The sequence below is a fragment of the Streptomyces sp. NPDC059832 genome, from assembly GCF_042731715.1.
In the GTDB taxonomy this organism is placed as follows: Bacteria; Actinomycetota; Actinomycetes; order Streptomycetales; family Streptomycetaceae; genus Streptomyces.
Window position 1 is genome coordinate 26,418 of sequence record NZ_JBHWIY010000020.1, and the last position, 16,177, is coordinate 42,594.

Annotated in this window: 13 protein-coding genes and 1 pseudogene; 7 read left to right on the forward strand and 7 right to left on the reverse strand. The window is 70.7% G+C overall.

Going from position 1 to position 16,177, the window contains the following annotated elements; all coding sequences use genetic code 11:
- Window positions 1-56: 56 nt before the first annotated feature.
- A complete protein-coding gene (locus ACFV8T_RS29120) occupies window positions 57-893 on the reverse strand; it encodes an SAM-dependent methyltransferase (protein WP_385333191.1) in 837 nt (278 codons plus the stop codon).
- A 162-nt stretch (window positions 894-1,055) separates the two neighbouring features.
- Window positions 1,056-1,880 (reverse strand): SAM-dependent methyltransferase, encoded by an 825-nt coding sequence (locus tag ACFV8T_RS29125; protein WP_385333193.1) that lies wholly within the window; start codon window positions 1,878-1,880, stop codon window positions 1,056-1,058.
- Between the two features lie 290 nt (window positions 1,881-2,170).
- Between ACFV8T_RS29125 and ACFV8T_RS29130 the strand changes: the two genes are divergently transcribed.
- The gene (locus ACFV8T_RS29130; protein ID WP_385333196.1) at window positions 2,171-2,593 is read left to right on the forward strand and encodes a GtrA family protein; all 423 of its coding nucleotides are present in this window, start codon (window positions 2,171-2,173) and stop codon (window positions 2,591-2,593) included.
- A gap of 106 nt (window positions 2,594-2,699) precedes the next feature.
- Complete coding sequence (locus tag ACFV8T_RS29135; protein ID WP_385333199.1) at window positions 2,700-4,598, forward strand: hypothetical protein; 1,899 nt, start codon at window positions 2,700-2,702, stop codon at window positions 4,596-4,598.
- A gap of 19 nt (window positions 4,599-4,617) precedes the next feature.
- Here the strand turns inward: ACFV8T_RS29135 and ACFV8T_RS29140 are convergent, their stop codons facing one another.
- Window positions 4,618-6,747: a tetratricopeptide repeat protein gene (locus tag ACFV8T_RS29140; RefSeq protein WP_385333202.1), complete on the reverse strand. Its 2,130-nt coding sequence runs from the start codon at window positions 6,745-6,747 to the stop codon at window positions 4,618-4,620.
- A 148-nt stretch (window positions 6,748-6,895) separates the two neighbouring features.
- Entirely contained in the window at window positions 6,896-7,045 is a 150-nt protein-coding gene (locus tag ACFV8T_RS29145; RefSeq protein ID WP_385333204.1) for a hypothetical protein, read from the reverse strand.
- A 124-nt stretch (window positions 7,046-7,169) separates the two neighbouring features.
- Here ACFV8T_RS29145 and ACFV8T_RS29150 point away from each other — a divergent pair, with 124 nt between their 5' ends.
- Window positions 7,170-8,975: an AAA family ATPase gene (locus tag ACFV8T_RS29150; RefSeq protein WP_385333207.1), complete on the forward strand. Its 1,806-nt coding sequence runs from the start codon at window positions 7,170-7,172 to the stop codon at window positions 8,973-8,975.
- 3 nt (window positions 8,976-8,978) lie between these two features.
- Here the strand turns inward: ACFV8T_RS29150 and ACFV8T_RS29155 are convergent, their stop codons facing one another.
- The 3 genes from ACFV8T_RS29155 to ACFV8T_RS29165 all read right to left on the reverse strand — a co-directional run bounded on the left by ACFV8T_RS29155 (window position 8,979) and on the right by ACFV8T_RS29165 (window position 11,595).
- The gene (locus tag ACFV8T_RS29155) at window positions 8,979-9,797 is read right to left on the reverse strand and encodes a maleylpyruvate isomerase family mycothiol-dependent enzyme (RefSeq protein WP_385333210.1); all 819 of its coding nucleotides are present in this window, start codon (window positions 9,795-9,797) and stop codon (window positions 8,979-8,981) included.
- Between the two features lie 821 nt (window positions 9,798-10,618).
- Window positions 10,619-11,161: a hypothetical protein gene (locus tag ACFV8T_RS29160; protein ID WP_266768325.1), complete on the reverse strand. Its 543-nt coding sequence runs from the start codon at window positions 11,159-11,161 to the stop codon at window positions 10,619-10,621.
- A gap of 98 nt (window positions 11,162-11,259) precedes the next feature.
- On the reverse strand, window positions 11,260-11,595 hold the full coding sequence (locus ACFV8T_RS29165) for a hypothetical protein (protein ID WP_385333213.1): 336 nt from the start codon (window positions 11,593-11,595) through the stop codon (window positions 11,260-11,262).
- A 534-nt stretch (window positions 11,596-12,129) separates the two neighbouring features.
- Between ACFV8T_RS29165 and ACFV8T_RS29170 the strand changes: the two are divergent.
- From ACFV8T_RS29170 to ACFV8T_RS29185, 4 genes and pseudogenes are all read left to right on the forward strand, one after another.
- A pseudogene (locus ACFV8T_RS29170) lies at window positions 12,130-12,747 on the forward strand (endonuclease/exonuclease/phosphatase family protein); the annotation flags it as partial.
- 62 nt (window positions 12,748-12,809) lie between these two features.
- The gene (locus ACFV8T_RS29175) at window positions 12,810-13,571 is read left to right on the forward strand and encodes a response regulator transcription factor (protein ID WP_385333215.1); all 762 of its coding nucleotides are present in this window, start codon (window positions 12,810-12,812) and stop codon (window positions 13,569-13,571) included.
- Complete coding sequence (locus tag ACFV8T_RS29180; protein ID WP_385333218.1) at window positions 13,552-15,603, forward strand: sensor histidine kinase; 2,052 nt, start codon at window positions 13,552-13,554, stop codon at window positions 15,601-15,603. Before ACFV8T_RS29175 ends, ACFV8T_RS29180 begins: the two co-directional genes overlap by 20 nt.
- A gap of 124 nt (window positions 15,604-15,727) precedes the next feature.
- On the forward strand, window positions 15,728-16,162 hold the full coding sequence (locus tag ACFV8T_RS29185) for a hypothetical protein (protein ID WP_385333220.1): 435 nt from the start codon (window positions 15,728-15,730) through the stop codon (window positions 16,160-16,162).
- Window positions 16,163-16,177 lie beyond the last annotated feature (15 nt).

Below are 16,177 nucleotides of genomic sequence, written 5' to 3' on the forward strand. Positions count from 1 at the left end.
ACGGCACATGGCCGGGGGCCGTCCACGGACGGCCCCCGGTCCGTGCGCCCGGCACGCTACGGCTTGCGGGCGACCGCACCGTAGATCGGCACCGGCTGCGTCTCCACCGGAAGATCGCCGAGGCTGAGTTCCGGATGCCAGTCGACGACCTGGACGAGGCCCGGCTCCACCACTTCCAGCCCGTCGAAGAACCGGCTGACGCCGCGACGCGATCTCGGTACGAGCGTCACACCGCCCGCCGCGTACGAGGCCACGCCCTTCTCCACACTCTCGGGGTCGAAGTCGCCGGTGAGCTGCGACAGCACGAGGAAGCTCCCGGCGGGAAGCCGCTCCACCAGCCGTTCCACCAGGGCGTACGCCCCCTCGCTCCTCCCCGCCCCCTCGCCGTCGCTGTCGCCGACGAAGTGCAGCAGGGCGATGAGGGAGAGCGCGACGGGCCGGTCGAAGTCGATCACGTCCGCGGCGAGTTCGAGGATCCTCTCCGGCTCCCGCACATCGGCGTCCAGATACGCCGTCACCCCTTCGGCGCTCCCGCTCAACAGCGCTTCGGCGTGGGCCAGGACGATGGGGTCGTTGTCCACGTACACGACCCGTGCGTCGGGAGCCGCGCTCTGGACGATCTGGTGCAGGTTGGGCTCGGTGGGAATACCGGAGCCGATGTCGAGGAACTGGCGTATCCCCGCCTCGCCGGCGAGCCAGCGCATCGCACGGTGCATGAACCACCGGTTGTGGCGCGCGATGCGCTTCGTGTCCGGAGAGAGCCCGGCGATCTGTTTGCCGAGCTCCTCGTCGACGGGATAGTTGTCCTTCCCGCCGAGGAACCAGTCGTACACCCGCGCGGGATGCGGCCTCGTGGTGTCGATGCGGTCCGCGCCGGATCCGTACCCTTTCATATGGCACTCCCCCTGGTACTGATCAGCTTCCTGCCTCAGCATCTTGCAGCAATCGCCCGTCCGGCCGCGCGGACATGCGCAGACCGACATCCGCAGACCGATACCCGCAGACCGGCAGCCGGCGACGGACATCAGGGTCCGGGCATCAGGCTCCGGGCCGCGTCACTCCTTGACGCCGATGCCGCCGAAGGCGTCGACGTCCGCGGACACGGTCGCGCTGTCGGCGTCGGGCCGCCACTCGCTGAGCCGGACGAAGCCGGGGTCCAGGATCCGCAGCCCGTCGAAGAGCGTGACGATCTCGTCGGGCTCGCGCACGTAGTACGGCACCGCGCCACTCTCGATGTATGCCTTCTCCGCGGCGATCATGCCCTCGCTGGTACGCGTACCGTCGTACACCACGAGGTAACTGCCGCAGGGCAGCCCCGCCATCAGTCGGCCCACCACCTCACGCGCCTTCGAGAAGTCGCCCGCGTGACCGAGTATGCCGAGCAGCATCAGGGCCACGGGCCGTTCGAAGTCGAGCGTCTTCGCCGCCTCGGCAAGGATGGCGTCCGGCTCGTAGAGGTCGGCGTCGATGTAGTCGGTGACGCCCTCGGGGGAACTGGTCAGCAGCGCACGCGCATGCGTCAGCACGAGCGGATCGTTGTCCACGTACACGATGCGCGACTCGGGCGCGAGGTCCTGGGCCACCTGATGGGTGTTGTCCGCGGTGGGCAGGCCGGTCCCGATGTCCAGGAACTGCCGGACACCGTGGTCCTCCACCAGGTGGCCCACCGAACGCCGCAGGAACTGCCGCCCCGCCACCGCCACGTCGACGAGCCCCGGGAAGAACGTCTTGATCTGGTCACCGATCTCACGGTCGACCTCGTAGTTGTCCTTGCCGCCCACGAAGTAGTTCCAGAAGCGAGCGGAATGAGGCCTCGTGGTGTCGATGCGGTCCGATACCCGCTCGGCGGACGGGGTGGCGGACGACTGCTGCTCGCTCATGGAGACCTCCGAACGCGAAAGTGATCAAGCTATGGCCTTAACCTACCTGGGCGTCGCGAGAGTTATGGCCGCATACGTCACGGAGCATGTCTTGCCCGGTCGGCCCAGGGTTGTTTCCGGGTTGTCCCCCACTTGAGTCGGGGTTTATCGGGTCGCTCGGACGACGCCGACTCCGTAGGTTCTGAGGTGGAATCGAAACATCGTTCCCCAACCCACCTTCCGGAGGCTCGCCGGTGACCGCCCCAACGCGTCGACGGACGCGCGCCTTTCGCCCTGTCCTCACGGCCTTCGTGCGGTTCGTCGTGTGCGGTGGCGGAGTCGGGCTGGCGTCGAGCGCGGCGGTCGTGCTGCTCGGCGAGCGGATACCGATGGCCATCGCGAACGCACTGGTCACCATCGTCTCCACGGTCCTCGCCACCGAGTTGCACCGGCGGATCTCCTTCCGGAGCGAGCGCAGGGGGTGGGGGGTGCATCTGCAGTCCGGGGTCACGGTCGCCGTGAGCTACGCGTTCACCACGGGGGCGCTGCTCTGCCTGTTCGCCGTGCGGTCCGATCCCTCGCCCCTGGTCGCGCAGACGGTCTATCTGTCGGCGTCCGCCCTCGCGGGGGCCGGACGGTTCGTGTTGCTGCGGGTCGTCGTCTTCGGCGACCGGACCCGGGTCGCCGCGCACGAGGGCACGCTGACCAAGTCCACGGTGGCGATGGCGGTGTGACGCCCCTCGATGGCCGTGCGGCAGGCGTGCTGGTTGACTGTCGTGACCGGTCGCGTGGGGCGGCACGGAGCCCGCGGGCGGGCCGGGGCGGACGAGGGGCGTGCGGATGAGGTACGGGCGGGCCGGGTGGGTGCGGGTGCCGGTGGGGGACGACGCGGCACGGTGGGCGACCCGGGGCACGTGCCTGCGCGTGCTGGTCGTCGTGCACAACGTGACCGCCGCGACCCGGCTGCTCGATGTGCTGCCACTGTTCGACGACGATCTGCGGGTCCAGTTGCTGGTGACCTGTACGGGCTCCTCGGCGTTCGCGGCCGGCACCACCGAATTGCTGGCCGACACGGGGATCCCGGTGCTGCCGTGGGAGCAGGCGGCCGATACGCGGGTGGATCTGGTGATCTCCGCCAGCTTCGGCGGTCAACTGGACGTATTCACCGGACAGTTGGCCATCCTCTCGCATGGTGTTGGATACACTAAGAGGCTGGCGACACCGGACACCGGACACCGGACACCGGACACCGGACACCGGACACCGGACACCGGACACCGGATCGGGGGCGGGGCGGATGTGGTGCCTGCGCCCGTGTTCGGGCTCGCGCCTGCGTGGCTGCTCTCGCCCCAGGGCACTCCCGTCGCGGACGCGCTCGTGCTGTCCCATCCCGAGCAGTACGAACGGTTGCGCCTCGCCTGCCCCGAGGCGGCGCCGACCGCGGTGCTCGCCGGGGACCCCTGCTACGACCGGATCCTCGCGGCACGGCCCTACCGCGAACGCTTCCGCCGTGCGCTGGGGGTCCGGCCGGGACAGCGGCTCGTCCTGCTCAACTCGACCTGGAGCCCCGAGTCGCTCTTCGGTGACGGCGGGAAGGCCCCGGACGGCGGCGATGTCGTCGCGGCCCTGCTGGACCGGGTCGCCGACGAGTTCCCCGTGGACGAATACCGGTTCGCGGCCGTACTGCACCCCAACATCTGGCACGGGCACGGCCCCGGTCAGATCCGTGCCTGGCTCGATCGCGCACGGCGCGGCGGGATGGCGCTGATCGATCCGCTGAGGGGGTGGCGGCAGGCCCTGCTGGCCGCCGATGCCGTGATCGGGGACCACGGATCCGTCACCTACTACGCCGCCGCCCTCGGCACCCCCGTGCTCCTGGGAGCCGTGCCGCTCGACGCCCTCGACCCCGACGCGCCGATCTCCGCGTTCATGCGGGAGGCACCGCGGCTCGACCCCGACGCGTCCCTGGCGGCACAGATCGAGGAACTCATCGGCCGTCACCGCCCGTTGCCGGGGCCCGCCGAGTTCACCACCTCCGTGCCGGGCGAGTCCGCGGTCCGGCTCCGGAAGCTCTTCTACTCGATGATGGGTGTGCCGGAGCCCGGCCGGCCCGCATCGCTGGAGCCGCTCCCGCTGCCCGGTCACGAGGCCGCGACGGCCACTGTTCCGTTGCGGGTCCTGTCGCGGGTGCTCGGGCCGGGAGAGGTCGCGATCAGCCGCTGGGCGGGGTCGCGGCCGGAGGCCGGAGCGGATCCCGACGGCGAACTGCACATCGCCGTGCACGAGGACACCCGGGACGTGGACCAGTTGGATCTGGCCGATGTCATCTTCCGGGAGGGCGCACCCGACGATCCGCGCTTCGGCTCCCCTTCGCTCTGGACCGCCGAGGTGCTCCGCCGCCACCGCGGGTGTTCCCTGGCGGCCTATGCGACCGGCCCGTCCGCGTGCGTGGTCCGGGTGCGTGGCGAGGCACCGCTCCGCCTGGTGGCGGTGCCCGTCACCGGTGCGGAAGCCCCGTCCGCTACGGAGGACGTGTCGGCCGCGGAGGACGTGTCCGCCGCGGACCCCGCCGCGTACGCCTCTGCCCTGCACGCCTGGCTTACCACCGGCGGTCACGATCCGGCCGCGGCCGGCCGGCGGCTCGCCCGGACGATGGTCGGCGGACTCACCGTGCGGACGGGTGCCCGGCTCCACCGCGTACGGGTCGTCCCTCTGGCACCTCCGGAAACAAAGGGGTGAGTGGGCCGGGAACGGGGGTTCACCCGGTGACGCAGGCCTCCCGCATACGCCGGAGGTACCGCAGTTGGTACTCCGCGCTCTGCCCGTCGAGTGTCGTGATCGCCGCCTCGATCAGCGGCAGCGCAGCTTCGGCGTCCTCCTCGTCCAGCCGGCTCTCGGCGAGGTCCGTGAGCGTCCGCGCCGTGTTGTACGTATCGCCGCTCGACCGGAAATACCGCAGGGCGGTCTCCAGCTTCTCCCGGGCCTCCTCCCGCGGCCCGGAACCGCGCAGCGCCCGTCCGCGATGGCGCTCCAGCAGGGCCCGTGCACGTGGCAGGTCGGCGGTCCCCTCGTCCTGATCGCCCATGGTGTCCAGGATGCCGCCCGCCTCGTCGAAGCAGTCGTACGCCTCCGGGTACCGCCACTGGCGCAGTCTCAGCAGCCCCAGGAACTCGACGGCCGAGGCGTGGCCCCGCTTGTGGCCGGCCGCCTCCTCGGCCCGTGCCGCTGCCCTCGCCGCCGTCTCCGCCTCGTCCCAGCGCTTCAGCTCGGTGAGGGTATGGGCGAGTTGCGCGTGCAGCGCTCCGGCGTCGGGGCTCGTGGGACGATGGGTGTCGACGAGACGCACACCGATGCGCAGCGCCGGCAGCAGCATCTCGTGGTGCCCTGCCTTGAGCTGCAGCGGCCACAGGGCGCGGCACAGGCGTACGACGGTGTCCGGATCGCCGGACTCCTCGGCACAGCGCACCGCCTCGACCAGGTTGCCCGACTCCGCGAGCAGCGCGTCGAGGGCGGCGCCCCGGTCCTCGTACCTCCGCCCGACGCGTTCCTCGGCGGGCGCGGGGACACGCCAGCTCTCCGGGAGCGCCTGGTGGGCGGCCGATGCCGCCAGATCGGCGTAGGCGCTCAGGGTGCGGGCGAGAGCCGCCGAGCACGCCGCGATTCCGTCCTCCCGGATCGCGGCCGCCTCGGCGTGTGCGCGGACCCCGTGGCGGTAGCGGTAGCGTCCGTTGCCGCTCCCGCCGCCGCGCTCCAGGAGCATCCGGTCGGCGAGGTCCTCCAGGGACTCCGCCACGGCCTCAGGGTCCTGGCCGGTGGTCCGGGCGGCAGCGGCGGCGTCGAAGGCGGGCCAGGCACGCAGCGCCATCAGCCGGTACAGCCTGGCCGATTCCGGCGCCAGGAGCCGGTAGTTGTCCTCGGCGGCCCCGCGTACCGGGTCGCCGTCCGCCTCGGCACGGCGTGGCGGAAGCGTGGGTGCGGAGAGCTGGTACGCCGCGGCGCGCAAAGCGTACGGTGACCCGCCGCAGCGCTGGAGCAGCGAGGGCAGCGCGGCACGGGCGGCGGCGACCGTGGACTTGTCGGTGATGTCGGTGAGCAGCCGCACCGCGTCCCGGTCCGAGAGCGGACCCACGGGCACACGCACCGCGTCGATGCCGGGGAAGGGGGCACGGGCGACCAGGATGGTGAACACCCCGGGCGCCGGGGTGAGCAACGGCCGCACCTGCGGGGCGCAGTACGCGTGGTCGAGCACGACCAGGAGTCTGCGGTCCGCCACCCGGTCCCGGAAGAACTCGCCGAGCTCATCGGTACCGGTCGGCATCTCCTCGTCCGGCACCCGCAGTTGGCGCAGCAGCGCACGCAGTACGGATCCGGCGTCGCGCGCGCCACCGGCGCCTCCGCCGCCGAGGTCGGCGTAGATCTGCCCGTCCGGGAAGAGTCGGGTCGGCTGGGCTCCGAAGTGCACGGCGAGCGTGCTGGAACCCATTCCGTCAGGACCGTGCACCAGTGCGAGCCGGGGCCGTCCGTCCGGGCGGCGGGACGCCTCTCGCTGGAGTCGCCTCATCGCCTCCTTGCGATCCGTGAAGAACCTTATGGAGGCGGGGAGGTCGGACCGCGCGGCTGTGGCCGGGGCAGGGGTGCGGCGCACCCGCGCCGCGAACACGGCCCAGTGTGCGGCGAGTTGCGGATCGGCGCGGATCCGGTCGTGGAGCATGCGGGCCACGTCGTCCCGTTCGTCCGGAGCCACGGGGGCGGGGACCTCACGGCCGACGATTCTCCGTACGACACCGCCGGTGGACTCCCAGGCCCATTTGCCGGCCTCGTTGGCCATCCCCGAGCCGACCGCACCGAGTACCGCCGAAATCGCCGCCACCGAAGTGGGATCCAGCATGTCGCGCACTCCTCGTTCCCGGTGTTCCGCGCGGTGCGCCCTCCCCGGCACCGTCGCTGCCACCGTGCGGATCAACGTTAGCGTCAGACGGGTGGATGTCCTCCGGACATCGCGATGGTGATCAACCGGGCCGGTGCGGACCGGCCGTTCACCTGTCCTGAAATGACCATTCATCGATGTCCGGGCGGATTCGGCGCGTCGGCGCCGCCGTCATGTCGCCGAGGCCGTCGACCGGGCGTCGAGAGTGTTCACCGGCCGCCACGTGGTGTTGGATATCCTGGCGGTTGTTCCAGGTCATCACGGCGAGCCCCGTCGGCCGTCGGCGCGCGGGCCCAGGCCCTGCCGTCACACTGCCGTCGTCGCCCGCCGCGCGGCAGAAGGCAGTTCGACGACAGGGCCTGGGCCCGTCGAGGGGAGAGACTGTGCAGGGAGCAGCCGCACGCCGGGGTTCGGCCAAGAAGGCCGAGCAGGCTTGGCAGCAGGCGATGGCCCTGTTGCAGCAGGGCGACGAAGCGGCTGCCGCCGAACGGTTCTCGCTCGCCACCGCGCACGATCCGCTGGCCGCCGACGCCTGGCTGGGGCTGCACGCGACCGGGCAGCGTCAGAAGGAGGCGCTGGACGGCATGGTCCGCTCGGCCGGATCGTTCGGCGCCTTGCGTTCGAAGTTCGGGATGCCGCTCCGCTCCCGGTTCCAGCTGGGCCACTACGTCACCTTCCGGCTCGAAAGCACCCGTGACCTCTGGGTGGCGGCCATGACCTCACTGCTGGACGCCGGGAAGCTCGACGAGGCCTGGGCCGGGCTCTCGACGGCACAACTGGACTGCGACGAGACCCGGTTCGTCTGTACGCGGTATGCCTTCCTCAAGGAGGACTGGTCCCTGGTCCTGCGTTTCGCCCCGGGGATCCGTGACGCGTTCCTGCACGACGAGGCTCAGCTGTACGTGGGTGCGGCGCTGTTCGCGCAGGGTGTCTGTCACGAGGCCCTGAACGTGCTGGCGGAGCTGCCGAGGAAGCTGGAGTCCGGGAGCCGTTTCGACGCGGAGGTCAAGTACTTCATGGGCCGCTCACTGGAGTCGCTGGGCCGGCCGGAGGAGGCGCTGAAGCGGTACCAGTACGCGTTCCGGTGTGCGCCGGGCCTCTTCGACGTGGATGTACGGGCTCAGGCGCGTTCCACGGCTCCGACGGCTTCGTCCGTGGCCGGGGCACCATCCACGTCCTCCCCCACCCCTTCCGCCCCGTCCCCTGCGGGGACCCCGGAGGTCCGCACGGCCGCGCCCGCCTCCGCACCCACGGCCCCCGAGGCCGCTTCCGGTCCCCAGGAGGGCGACGGGGACGGGCTGTCGCGGGAGGAGATGGCGCGCCGGCTCGCGGAGGCCCAGGAAGCGCTGGACGGCATGATCGGTCTGGAGCCGGTGAAGCGGCAGGTCCTCACCCTCATCGCTCAGCTGCGCATGGCGGCGCTCCGGGAGGAACAGGGGCTGCCCAGCGGCGCCCGGCCCCGGCACTTCGTCTTCGCGGGACCGCCCGGCACCGGGAAGACCACCGTCGCCCGCATCATCGGCAAGGTCTTCGCCGGTCTGGGGCTGCTGCGTTCCGGCCATGTCATCGAGGCCCAGCGCGTCGACCTCGTCGGGCAGCACCTCGGATCCACCGCCATCAAGACCAGCAAGGTCATCGACTCCGCCCTGAACGGCGTGCTGTTCATCGACGAGGCGTACGCCCTGTCCAACAGCGGGTACAGCGGTGGCGACGCGTTCGGCGACGAGGCGCTCCAGGTGCTCCTGAAGCGGGCCGAGGACGACCGGGACCGGCTCGTGGTCGTCCTCGCCGGATATCGCGAGGAGATGACCGGTCTGCTCGCCGCCAACCCGGGTCTGGTGTCCCGGTTCAACACCCGCGTCGACTTCCCCTCGTACTCCGCGCAGGAGCTGCTCCTGATCGCCCGGTCCGTCCTGTCCGGTCAGGGCGACGAACCCGACGAGGAAGCCGCAGCCGCGCTCGGCGACTTCTTCGCCGCGGCCGTGAACGAAGGCATGGCCGACACGCTGGGCAATGCCCGCTTCGCCCGGGAGCTCTGCCAGAAGGCCGCCGCGCAACGGGATCTGCGGCTGTACGCCGAGCACGCGGGCGGCACGACGCCCACCAGGGAGGAGATCGTCACCGTGCTCGCCCCGGACGTGAGGGCGGCCCACCAGGAGCTCATGGAGTCCCACGGGACCCCGGCGTAGGGATCAGGGTGCCTTGAACAGCCCCGGGAATCGGAGGGCGAGCCAGGGCTTGCGGCCCCAGGCGAACACCTTGCCCCGGGCGATGGCGCCGTAGGGGTCGGTGCGGCCGAGCGCCATCAGGAAGAAGGTGACCGGCTCGATGAGGATGGTGCAGTCCGGGCGGGCCGGCGGTCGAGGAGTGACGGTTGCGGCGCCGTCGGTGAACGTGACACCGAATCGGGCGCCGCCCCACAGGCGGATCGTGTACCCGGCGCTGAGCCGGGCGGTGGCCGCGGCATCGGTGACCCTGGGCATGGCCGTCATCAGGAACGGCAGGGAGAGTGCGACGCGTTCGCGGTCGATCATGTGGCGGTGCCCCAGCGCACGGGCGAGGTCGTAGCCGTGCCCGAGCATGTGCGTCAGCAGGTACGAGACCAGCACCGCCCGGCTCATCGGCCCCAGCGGGGTGACCACGCTCCCGGCCACGGTGCCGTCCATGGCCGCGAGGCAGGCGTCCGCGTGCGCCACGATCATCCCGGCGAGCGGCTCGGCGGCCCGCTCCTCGAACCCGGCGAGCGCACGCTCGTTTGCAGCGGCCAGACTCTGCGGCGTGCCGTCCCCGTAGCCGCGTTCCTGCCCGGCCGCGAGGTCGGCCATCAGCTCGTTGGCCTGCGCCAGATGCGCTGCGGCCTCCCCCACCGTCCACTGCGAGCCGGGTACCGGAACGCTTGTGTCGGCAACCACGCGCAACACCGCTGCGATCTCCTCGGCGGTGGTCCGTACGGCGTCGCCGAGCCCTTCGGGCAGCGCGTCGAGTGCATCGCGTCCGGTCACCGATTCCATGCTTCTCCCCGCCTCGGCCGAGCCTGCTCGGCTGCTTGCCGGCCTGTTGCCTGCCCGGCTGTTGCCCGCCTGCCTGATGTGAACAGGCCGCCCGCGGTACACAAGACCAGTCGGCGGGGCCTGCGGCAAGAGCCGGCGCCCATTCGTTTCAGCTGCGGCCGGACTGGCGGCATCCGATGTCTACCCACGGGTAACTCCCCCTGCTTTGATGGCGGCACCACTTTCCACCCCCCTCCCGTACCAGGAGAACCTGTGCCGAATCCCGCGATCCGTCGTATCTCCGGCGCAACACTGGCCGCCGCGCTCGCCGCCGCGACGCCGGCCGCCAACGCTCCGCAGGCCTCGGCGGCGGAGGCTCCGTCGCTGCGTGTGCTCACGTACAACACGTTCGTCTTCAGCAAGGCTGGCCAAGTGTACGAGCGAATGCAGCAAAGAGCCCCTGTATCTCCGTCGGCCAACCGGGGAGACACAGGGGATCACGAACGGGCAGTGACTGGCTGTCGACCGCCACCGGGAAGAGTCGACCTCGGTCGCTCGTCCCGCGTCCGGGGTGGACGTGGACCGTGTGCGCCCGCTGTCCCTCGGTGGCGAGGACATAGACCGCAACGTGCAAGTGCTGTGCCACGGATGCCACAGGCTCAGACCGCCACGGTATTCGGGGCCGCTGCGTGATGGAGACGGACGGGAGCGTTGGACCGCTCTGCCGTTCGTGTCGCAAGGTCAAGATCCGCGAGGACTTGGGGTTCAGGCTTCGCCGCTCTGACGCTGCCACCGAAGCGACCATATACGGCTACCAAGAATGCACTGAAGTGGATTCCTGGTTACGGCTCCAATTCGAGGCACAGGCCGACCTTGTGGCCACCCGCCCGCGCCTGTGCTGCTGCCACGGAAGTAGCCGTGTACACGGCTACAGCGTTCCGGGACCCGTTGACAACCTTGAGCCCTGCCGGGATGCCCGTCCCGCCGCTTACGACAAGCTGGGGCTGTTTGTCCACGTAGCGCAGGCTGAGCGCCTCTGTCAGCTTGAATGAGTCCACGATCTCGCCATTGCCCAAGACCGCAGGAATGTCGAAGTCCGGTGCCTGCTTACCCACCAGCACACTCGCGGCCTGAACCGCTCCGACGTCAACCGTAGCCGTGTACACCGCTACAGCGTTCCCAATCCTGTCAACAACCGTCAGGCCCGCCGGAATGTACGTCCCTCCGCTGGCGACGACCACCGCCCAACCGTCGCGGTACTCGATCGACAGTGTGCCGATGTCCTCGGGCTTGACCTGGTCGGCCGGGATGAGCGTGGGTTCGGTTGCTTCGGGTGTGTACTGGACCGGGGCCGGACCCTTGGCGTTGGGCGTGGATTCAGACATGGCGGTGTCTCCTGTGTTGGTGAAGGGGGTGTGCAGACACGGACGGGAACGTTCAACCCTTCTGCCGTCCGTGTCGCCGCCCAGGCAGCGAGGTGCTTTCAGCGCCTCCTGTTCGGCTCATCCGCCGGAATTTCGAACAGTGCAAAGGGGCCCATGCTGTACCTCGCGACCGGCTTACTCGCCCCATCAACCACCGTGAGCTCAGCCGGAATGTACGTCCCGCCGCTGATGACAAGTTGGGGCACACCGTCCACGTGGCGCAGGCTGAGGGTGCCGACGTCCTCGGGCTTCACGTCGGAGGCGGGAACGAGTTCGAGGTCAGTCACCTCGGCTGTCTTAAGACCGGCGTGCACGGTTACCCACTTGGCTTCGCTCTGCTCCGGAGGCAGCTTGATCGGGGCCGGTCCCTTGGCGTTGGGGGCGTTCTCGGGCATGTCGTCTCCTTGCTGGCCGGCACGCTGCCTACCTGGGAACAGCGTTGCAGGTCGGAGCGCCACCGGGCAGCGACACGAGGTGGAACGGCCGGGAATCGGCAGGGTGGCGCAAAGGAACCACCTGCGCGAACCCTGACCAGGCACAACGACATAGAAGCCCCCGTTCCTGCCGGGTCCATCTCCAGGAAGGAACGGGGGCTCACGGGCGAGCGGAGGCCAGCTGTCGACATCACCCGCGGTGATACCAGCCCCTGCCGTCCACCGCGTGCCAGGGTGCCGGGCTGCCTTTGTCTGTCGCCTGGCGCCACTGTCTCTTCAGCGCGCGGCATACGGCGCGCCCGGTCACCGTTTGGACTCGTCCGGTATGCCGTCGCCGCTCGGGAACGCTGGTCCTGACTGTGCGCCCCTTACTGTCATCCGCGCACCTCCGCCGTGGACTTGATGCGGTCATCATGACGATCCGTCATTCGCAGCCGCACGTGGAGGGCGTTGTCCTGGCTGATCTGCCACCTGCGCAGATGGATCGGCCTCCGGTTCAGCAAGAACCTGTACCCGAACTGGGCCCAGGACCACCGCGCCGCGGCGATCCCCGAGGCGTCGTTCTTCCAGGGCAATGACGTCGTCGTGCTCCAGGAAGCATTCGACAACTCCGCGTCCGACGCCCTGATGCGCAACGCCTCCGCCCAGTACCCGTACCAGACACCCGTGGTGGGCCGGAGCAGGAGCGGCTGGGACGCGACCGGTGGGGCGTACTCGGCCGTCGCACCGGAGGAGATCGATGCCTTCCTCGACGCCAAGAACATTCCTGCCTCCGAACAGGTCATCGTGGCGGGGGACTTCAACGTCGATTCGCACTCCTCCGAGTACGCATCGATGCTCGCCGACGCCGGACTGACCGCGGCCGACGCCCGCACCGGGCACCCGTACTCGTTCGACACCCAGGACAATTCGATCGCCGCCGACCGCTACCCCGACGACCCCCGCGAAGACCTCGACCACGTGCTGCACCGCACCGGGCACGCGAAGCCGGCCGGGTGGACGAACGAGGTGGTCAAGGAACAGAGCGCACCCTGGACCGTGACCAGTTGGGGCACGAGCTACACCTACACGAACCTCTCCGACCACTACCCGTTGGTCGCGTCGGCGCGATAGCGCTCCCAGCCGAACGGGAACCCGGCCGCAGCCTGGGCCCCCCGTGCCGCTCGTCCGGTGTCATGAGTGGTCTCCGTCCAGTCATCTACGATCACCGGGTGTGCGCAAATGTCATAGTCGCCGAAGACGACGCAATGCAGGCCGAACTCGTACGCCGCTATCTGGAGCACGAGGGTCACGCGGTCACGGTCGTCGGTGACGGCCTCGCGGCTCTCGCCGAGGTCCGGCACCGGGAGCCCGATCTGCTGGTGCTCGATGTGATGATGCCGCGGGCCGACGGTCTGGACGTGGTACGTGTGCTGCGCGCCGAGCACCGGGAGCTGCCGGTGCTGATGCTGACGGCCCGCAGCACCGAGGACGATCTGCTGCTGGGGCTGGATCTCGGCGCCGACGACTACATGACCAAGCCGTACAGCCCGCGTGAGTTGATGGCCCGGGTACGGACGCTGCTGCGGCGCAGCCGGCGGGGCGGTCAGGACACCGGTCCTGCCGCGGATCAGGCACTGCGGGTCGGTGCGCTCATCGTCGATCCGGACCGGCACGAGGTGTCCGTCGAGGGCCGGTCCGTGGACTGCACACCCGGTGAGTTCCGGATTCTCGCCGCCATGGCGACCGAGCCCGACCGGGTCTTCACCCGGCAGCGGCTCCTCGAGGAGCTGCACGGTTTCGACCGGTACATCAGCTTCCGCACGGTCGATGTGCACATCATGAACCTGCGCAAGAAGATCGAGCCTGCACCCCGTCGGCCGGCCCGGCTGCTCACCGTCTTCGGTGTCGGCTACAAGCTGACGGACCCGGCGAGGAATGCTTCGCGTGCGTCGTGAGCAGCGGCGGACCAGGCTCCCGCTCCGCAAGAGTCTGTTCGGCCGTCTGCTGGCGGCGTCCGCCCTGGTCGCCGCCTGTTCGGTGGCCGCCACCGCCTGGCTCGCCGTGCAGACCACCTCCGGCGCCATCAAGCAGGAGCAGGGCCAGAATCTCACCGCTGACGCCCGGATCTACAACACCCTGCTCGGATACGCGGCGGGCCACCCCACCTGGGAGGGCGTCGACAGCACCGTGCGCGACCTGGCGAAGCAGTCCGGCCGGCGGATCACGCTGACCACCGAGCAGCGCCGGCCCCTCGCCGACTCCGCTTCCCTCTCGTCACCGCCCGCGCTGCCGCCCCAGGCTTCGGCGATCGTCGACCCGCTGTCCGTGGACACCGCCCTGTCCCGGACGGTCGATCGGGCGGGTGCCGCAGCCGACCGTGTCGACCCGCGCGCGGTCGGTCCGTTCCGGTTGCCCACCGCCGAACGTACGGCCTTGCAGCGCGCCGCCGACCGGAGAGCGGCGTGCCTCAGCCGCGTCGGGGTCGCGGCGGACGTGGTCCGCGGTCCGAGTGGACGGCCGCGTGTACAGGTCGTGGGCAATGATCCGGACCGGGCTCAGGACACGCGGTGCACGTCCGACGACCTCGACTCCCCGACGGCGACCGAACGAAAGGCGCTGGACGCGCTCAATGGGCTCGCCAACGCCTGCCTGAAACGACAGGACCGCTCGGGCATCCAACTCAATCCGGACCTGTCCTGGGGCGACGGCACCGGGCCGACGGACGCCCCCGTTCCCGCCGTCCGGGTTCCCACCCCCGTACCGAGCGTCCGGACCGGCGAGGACGACCGGGCCGCCGCCTCCTGCGTGGACACGGCGCGCCGGGAACAGCTCAGCTCCTACGTCGCCTCGCCCGCGCTGCTGTTCATCGGCGACGAGGGCGGCACGACCGTTCCCGGCTTCGACCTCTCCCCCGCGAACACCGCGAAGATCGCGGGCGCGGCGGCGCTCGTCCTGGCGCTCACCGTGGGAGCCACGGTGCTTGCCGGGTCACGGCTCGTACGGCCGCTGCACGCCCTGACGGGCGCGGCACAACGGATGCGGGACGGGGAGGACTCCGCGCCCGTGCTGGTCGCCGACGACAACGAGATCGGCCGGCTCGCCGCGGCCTTCAACGACATGGCCGACCACCGCGCGCGTCTGGAGGCGCAGCGCAAGGACATGGTCAGCGACGTCGCCCACGAGCTGCGGACCCCGCTGAGCAATATCCGGGGCTGGCTGGAGGCGGCGCAGGACGGCCTGGCGGAGCCCGACCCGGCGTTCATCGCCTCGCTGCACACGGAGGCCGTGCAGTTGCAGCACATCATCGACGACCTCCAGGATCTCGCCGCGGCGGACGCGGGCGCGTTGCGTCTGCACCCCGAGCCGGTCCGTATCGAGGACGTCCTCGCACAGGTCGCCGCGGCGCACCAGGGACGGGCCGAGACCGCGGGCGTCGCGCTCTCGGCGCTGCCGGCGGTGGCCGACAGCCCCTCCCCCGTGTTGTGGGCCGACCCGGTCCGGCTGCGCCAGGCCATCGGCAACCTGGTCTCCAACGCCGTACGTCACACCCCGTCCGGTGGACGCGTGACGGTGCGCGCGTACGGCGCGGGGGCATCGACGGACACGGCGACAACCGGCGAAGAAGCCGGAGAGGTCGTGATCGAGGTCGCCGATACGGGCAGTGGCATCTCGGCGGAGAACCTGCCGCATGTCTTCGACCGCTTCTGGCGCGCCGAGAAGTCGCGCAGCCGCCGCACCGGGGGCAGTGGGCTGGGGCTGGCGATCGTACGGAAACTCGTGGAGGCGCACGGGGGCTCGGTGAGCGCGGTCAGCGTCGAGGGGCAGGGCTCGGTATTCACGCTCCGGCTGCCGGCGGATGATCCGGGAGGCCCGGCAGGTCCGATGGGTCCGGTCGGCCCGGTCGGCCCGGCAGGTCCCTCCGGCCCGGCGGAATCCCGACCGGAAGAGGCGGACGACAGGGCACAGAAGGGCGCGGACCAGGCCTGATGCGATGACCACAACGTTCTGACAGCTTCTTCATAACTTCACGCCAGCCTGTCGGCATGCCCCGCGCCCGGTGCGAACCAGACACCGGGCACCACCGGGGCCGACCTGGAATGGAGTCATCCCCATGCCCAACCGTCTCCTGCGCACCGCCGTCCTCGCCGCCGTCGCGGCGGGCGCGGTGCTCGTACCGTCCGCCGCGGCCTTCGCCGACTCCTCGCCCTCGCCTGCGGCTCCGTCCGTCGAGCCGTCCGCCTCGGCAGCGCCCGCCAAGAAGCCCACCAGCACTCCCGTACGGGGCTCGCAGCCGGCCGTGACACCTCGTGGGGGTGTGGCCGCCGGCGACAGCCCCGCTCCGGCCGTGGTCGAGGGCAGGAAGGCCGACGGCAAGGCTTCGGCCACCCCGGCTCCGCGCGGTGGCGTCGCCGCGGGTGAGCGGACGGCCGGAACCTCGGGCGACAGCACCACCGCCATCGCCGGATCGGCCACTGCCGCACTGCTGCTCGCCGGAGCGGGAACCATCGTGCTGCGCCGCCGCTCGGCCGCCCAGCGCAACGGCTGACCAGCCGGACCTCAC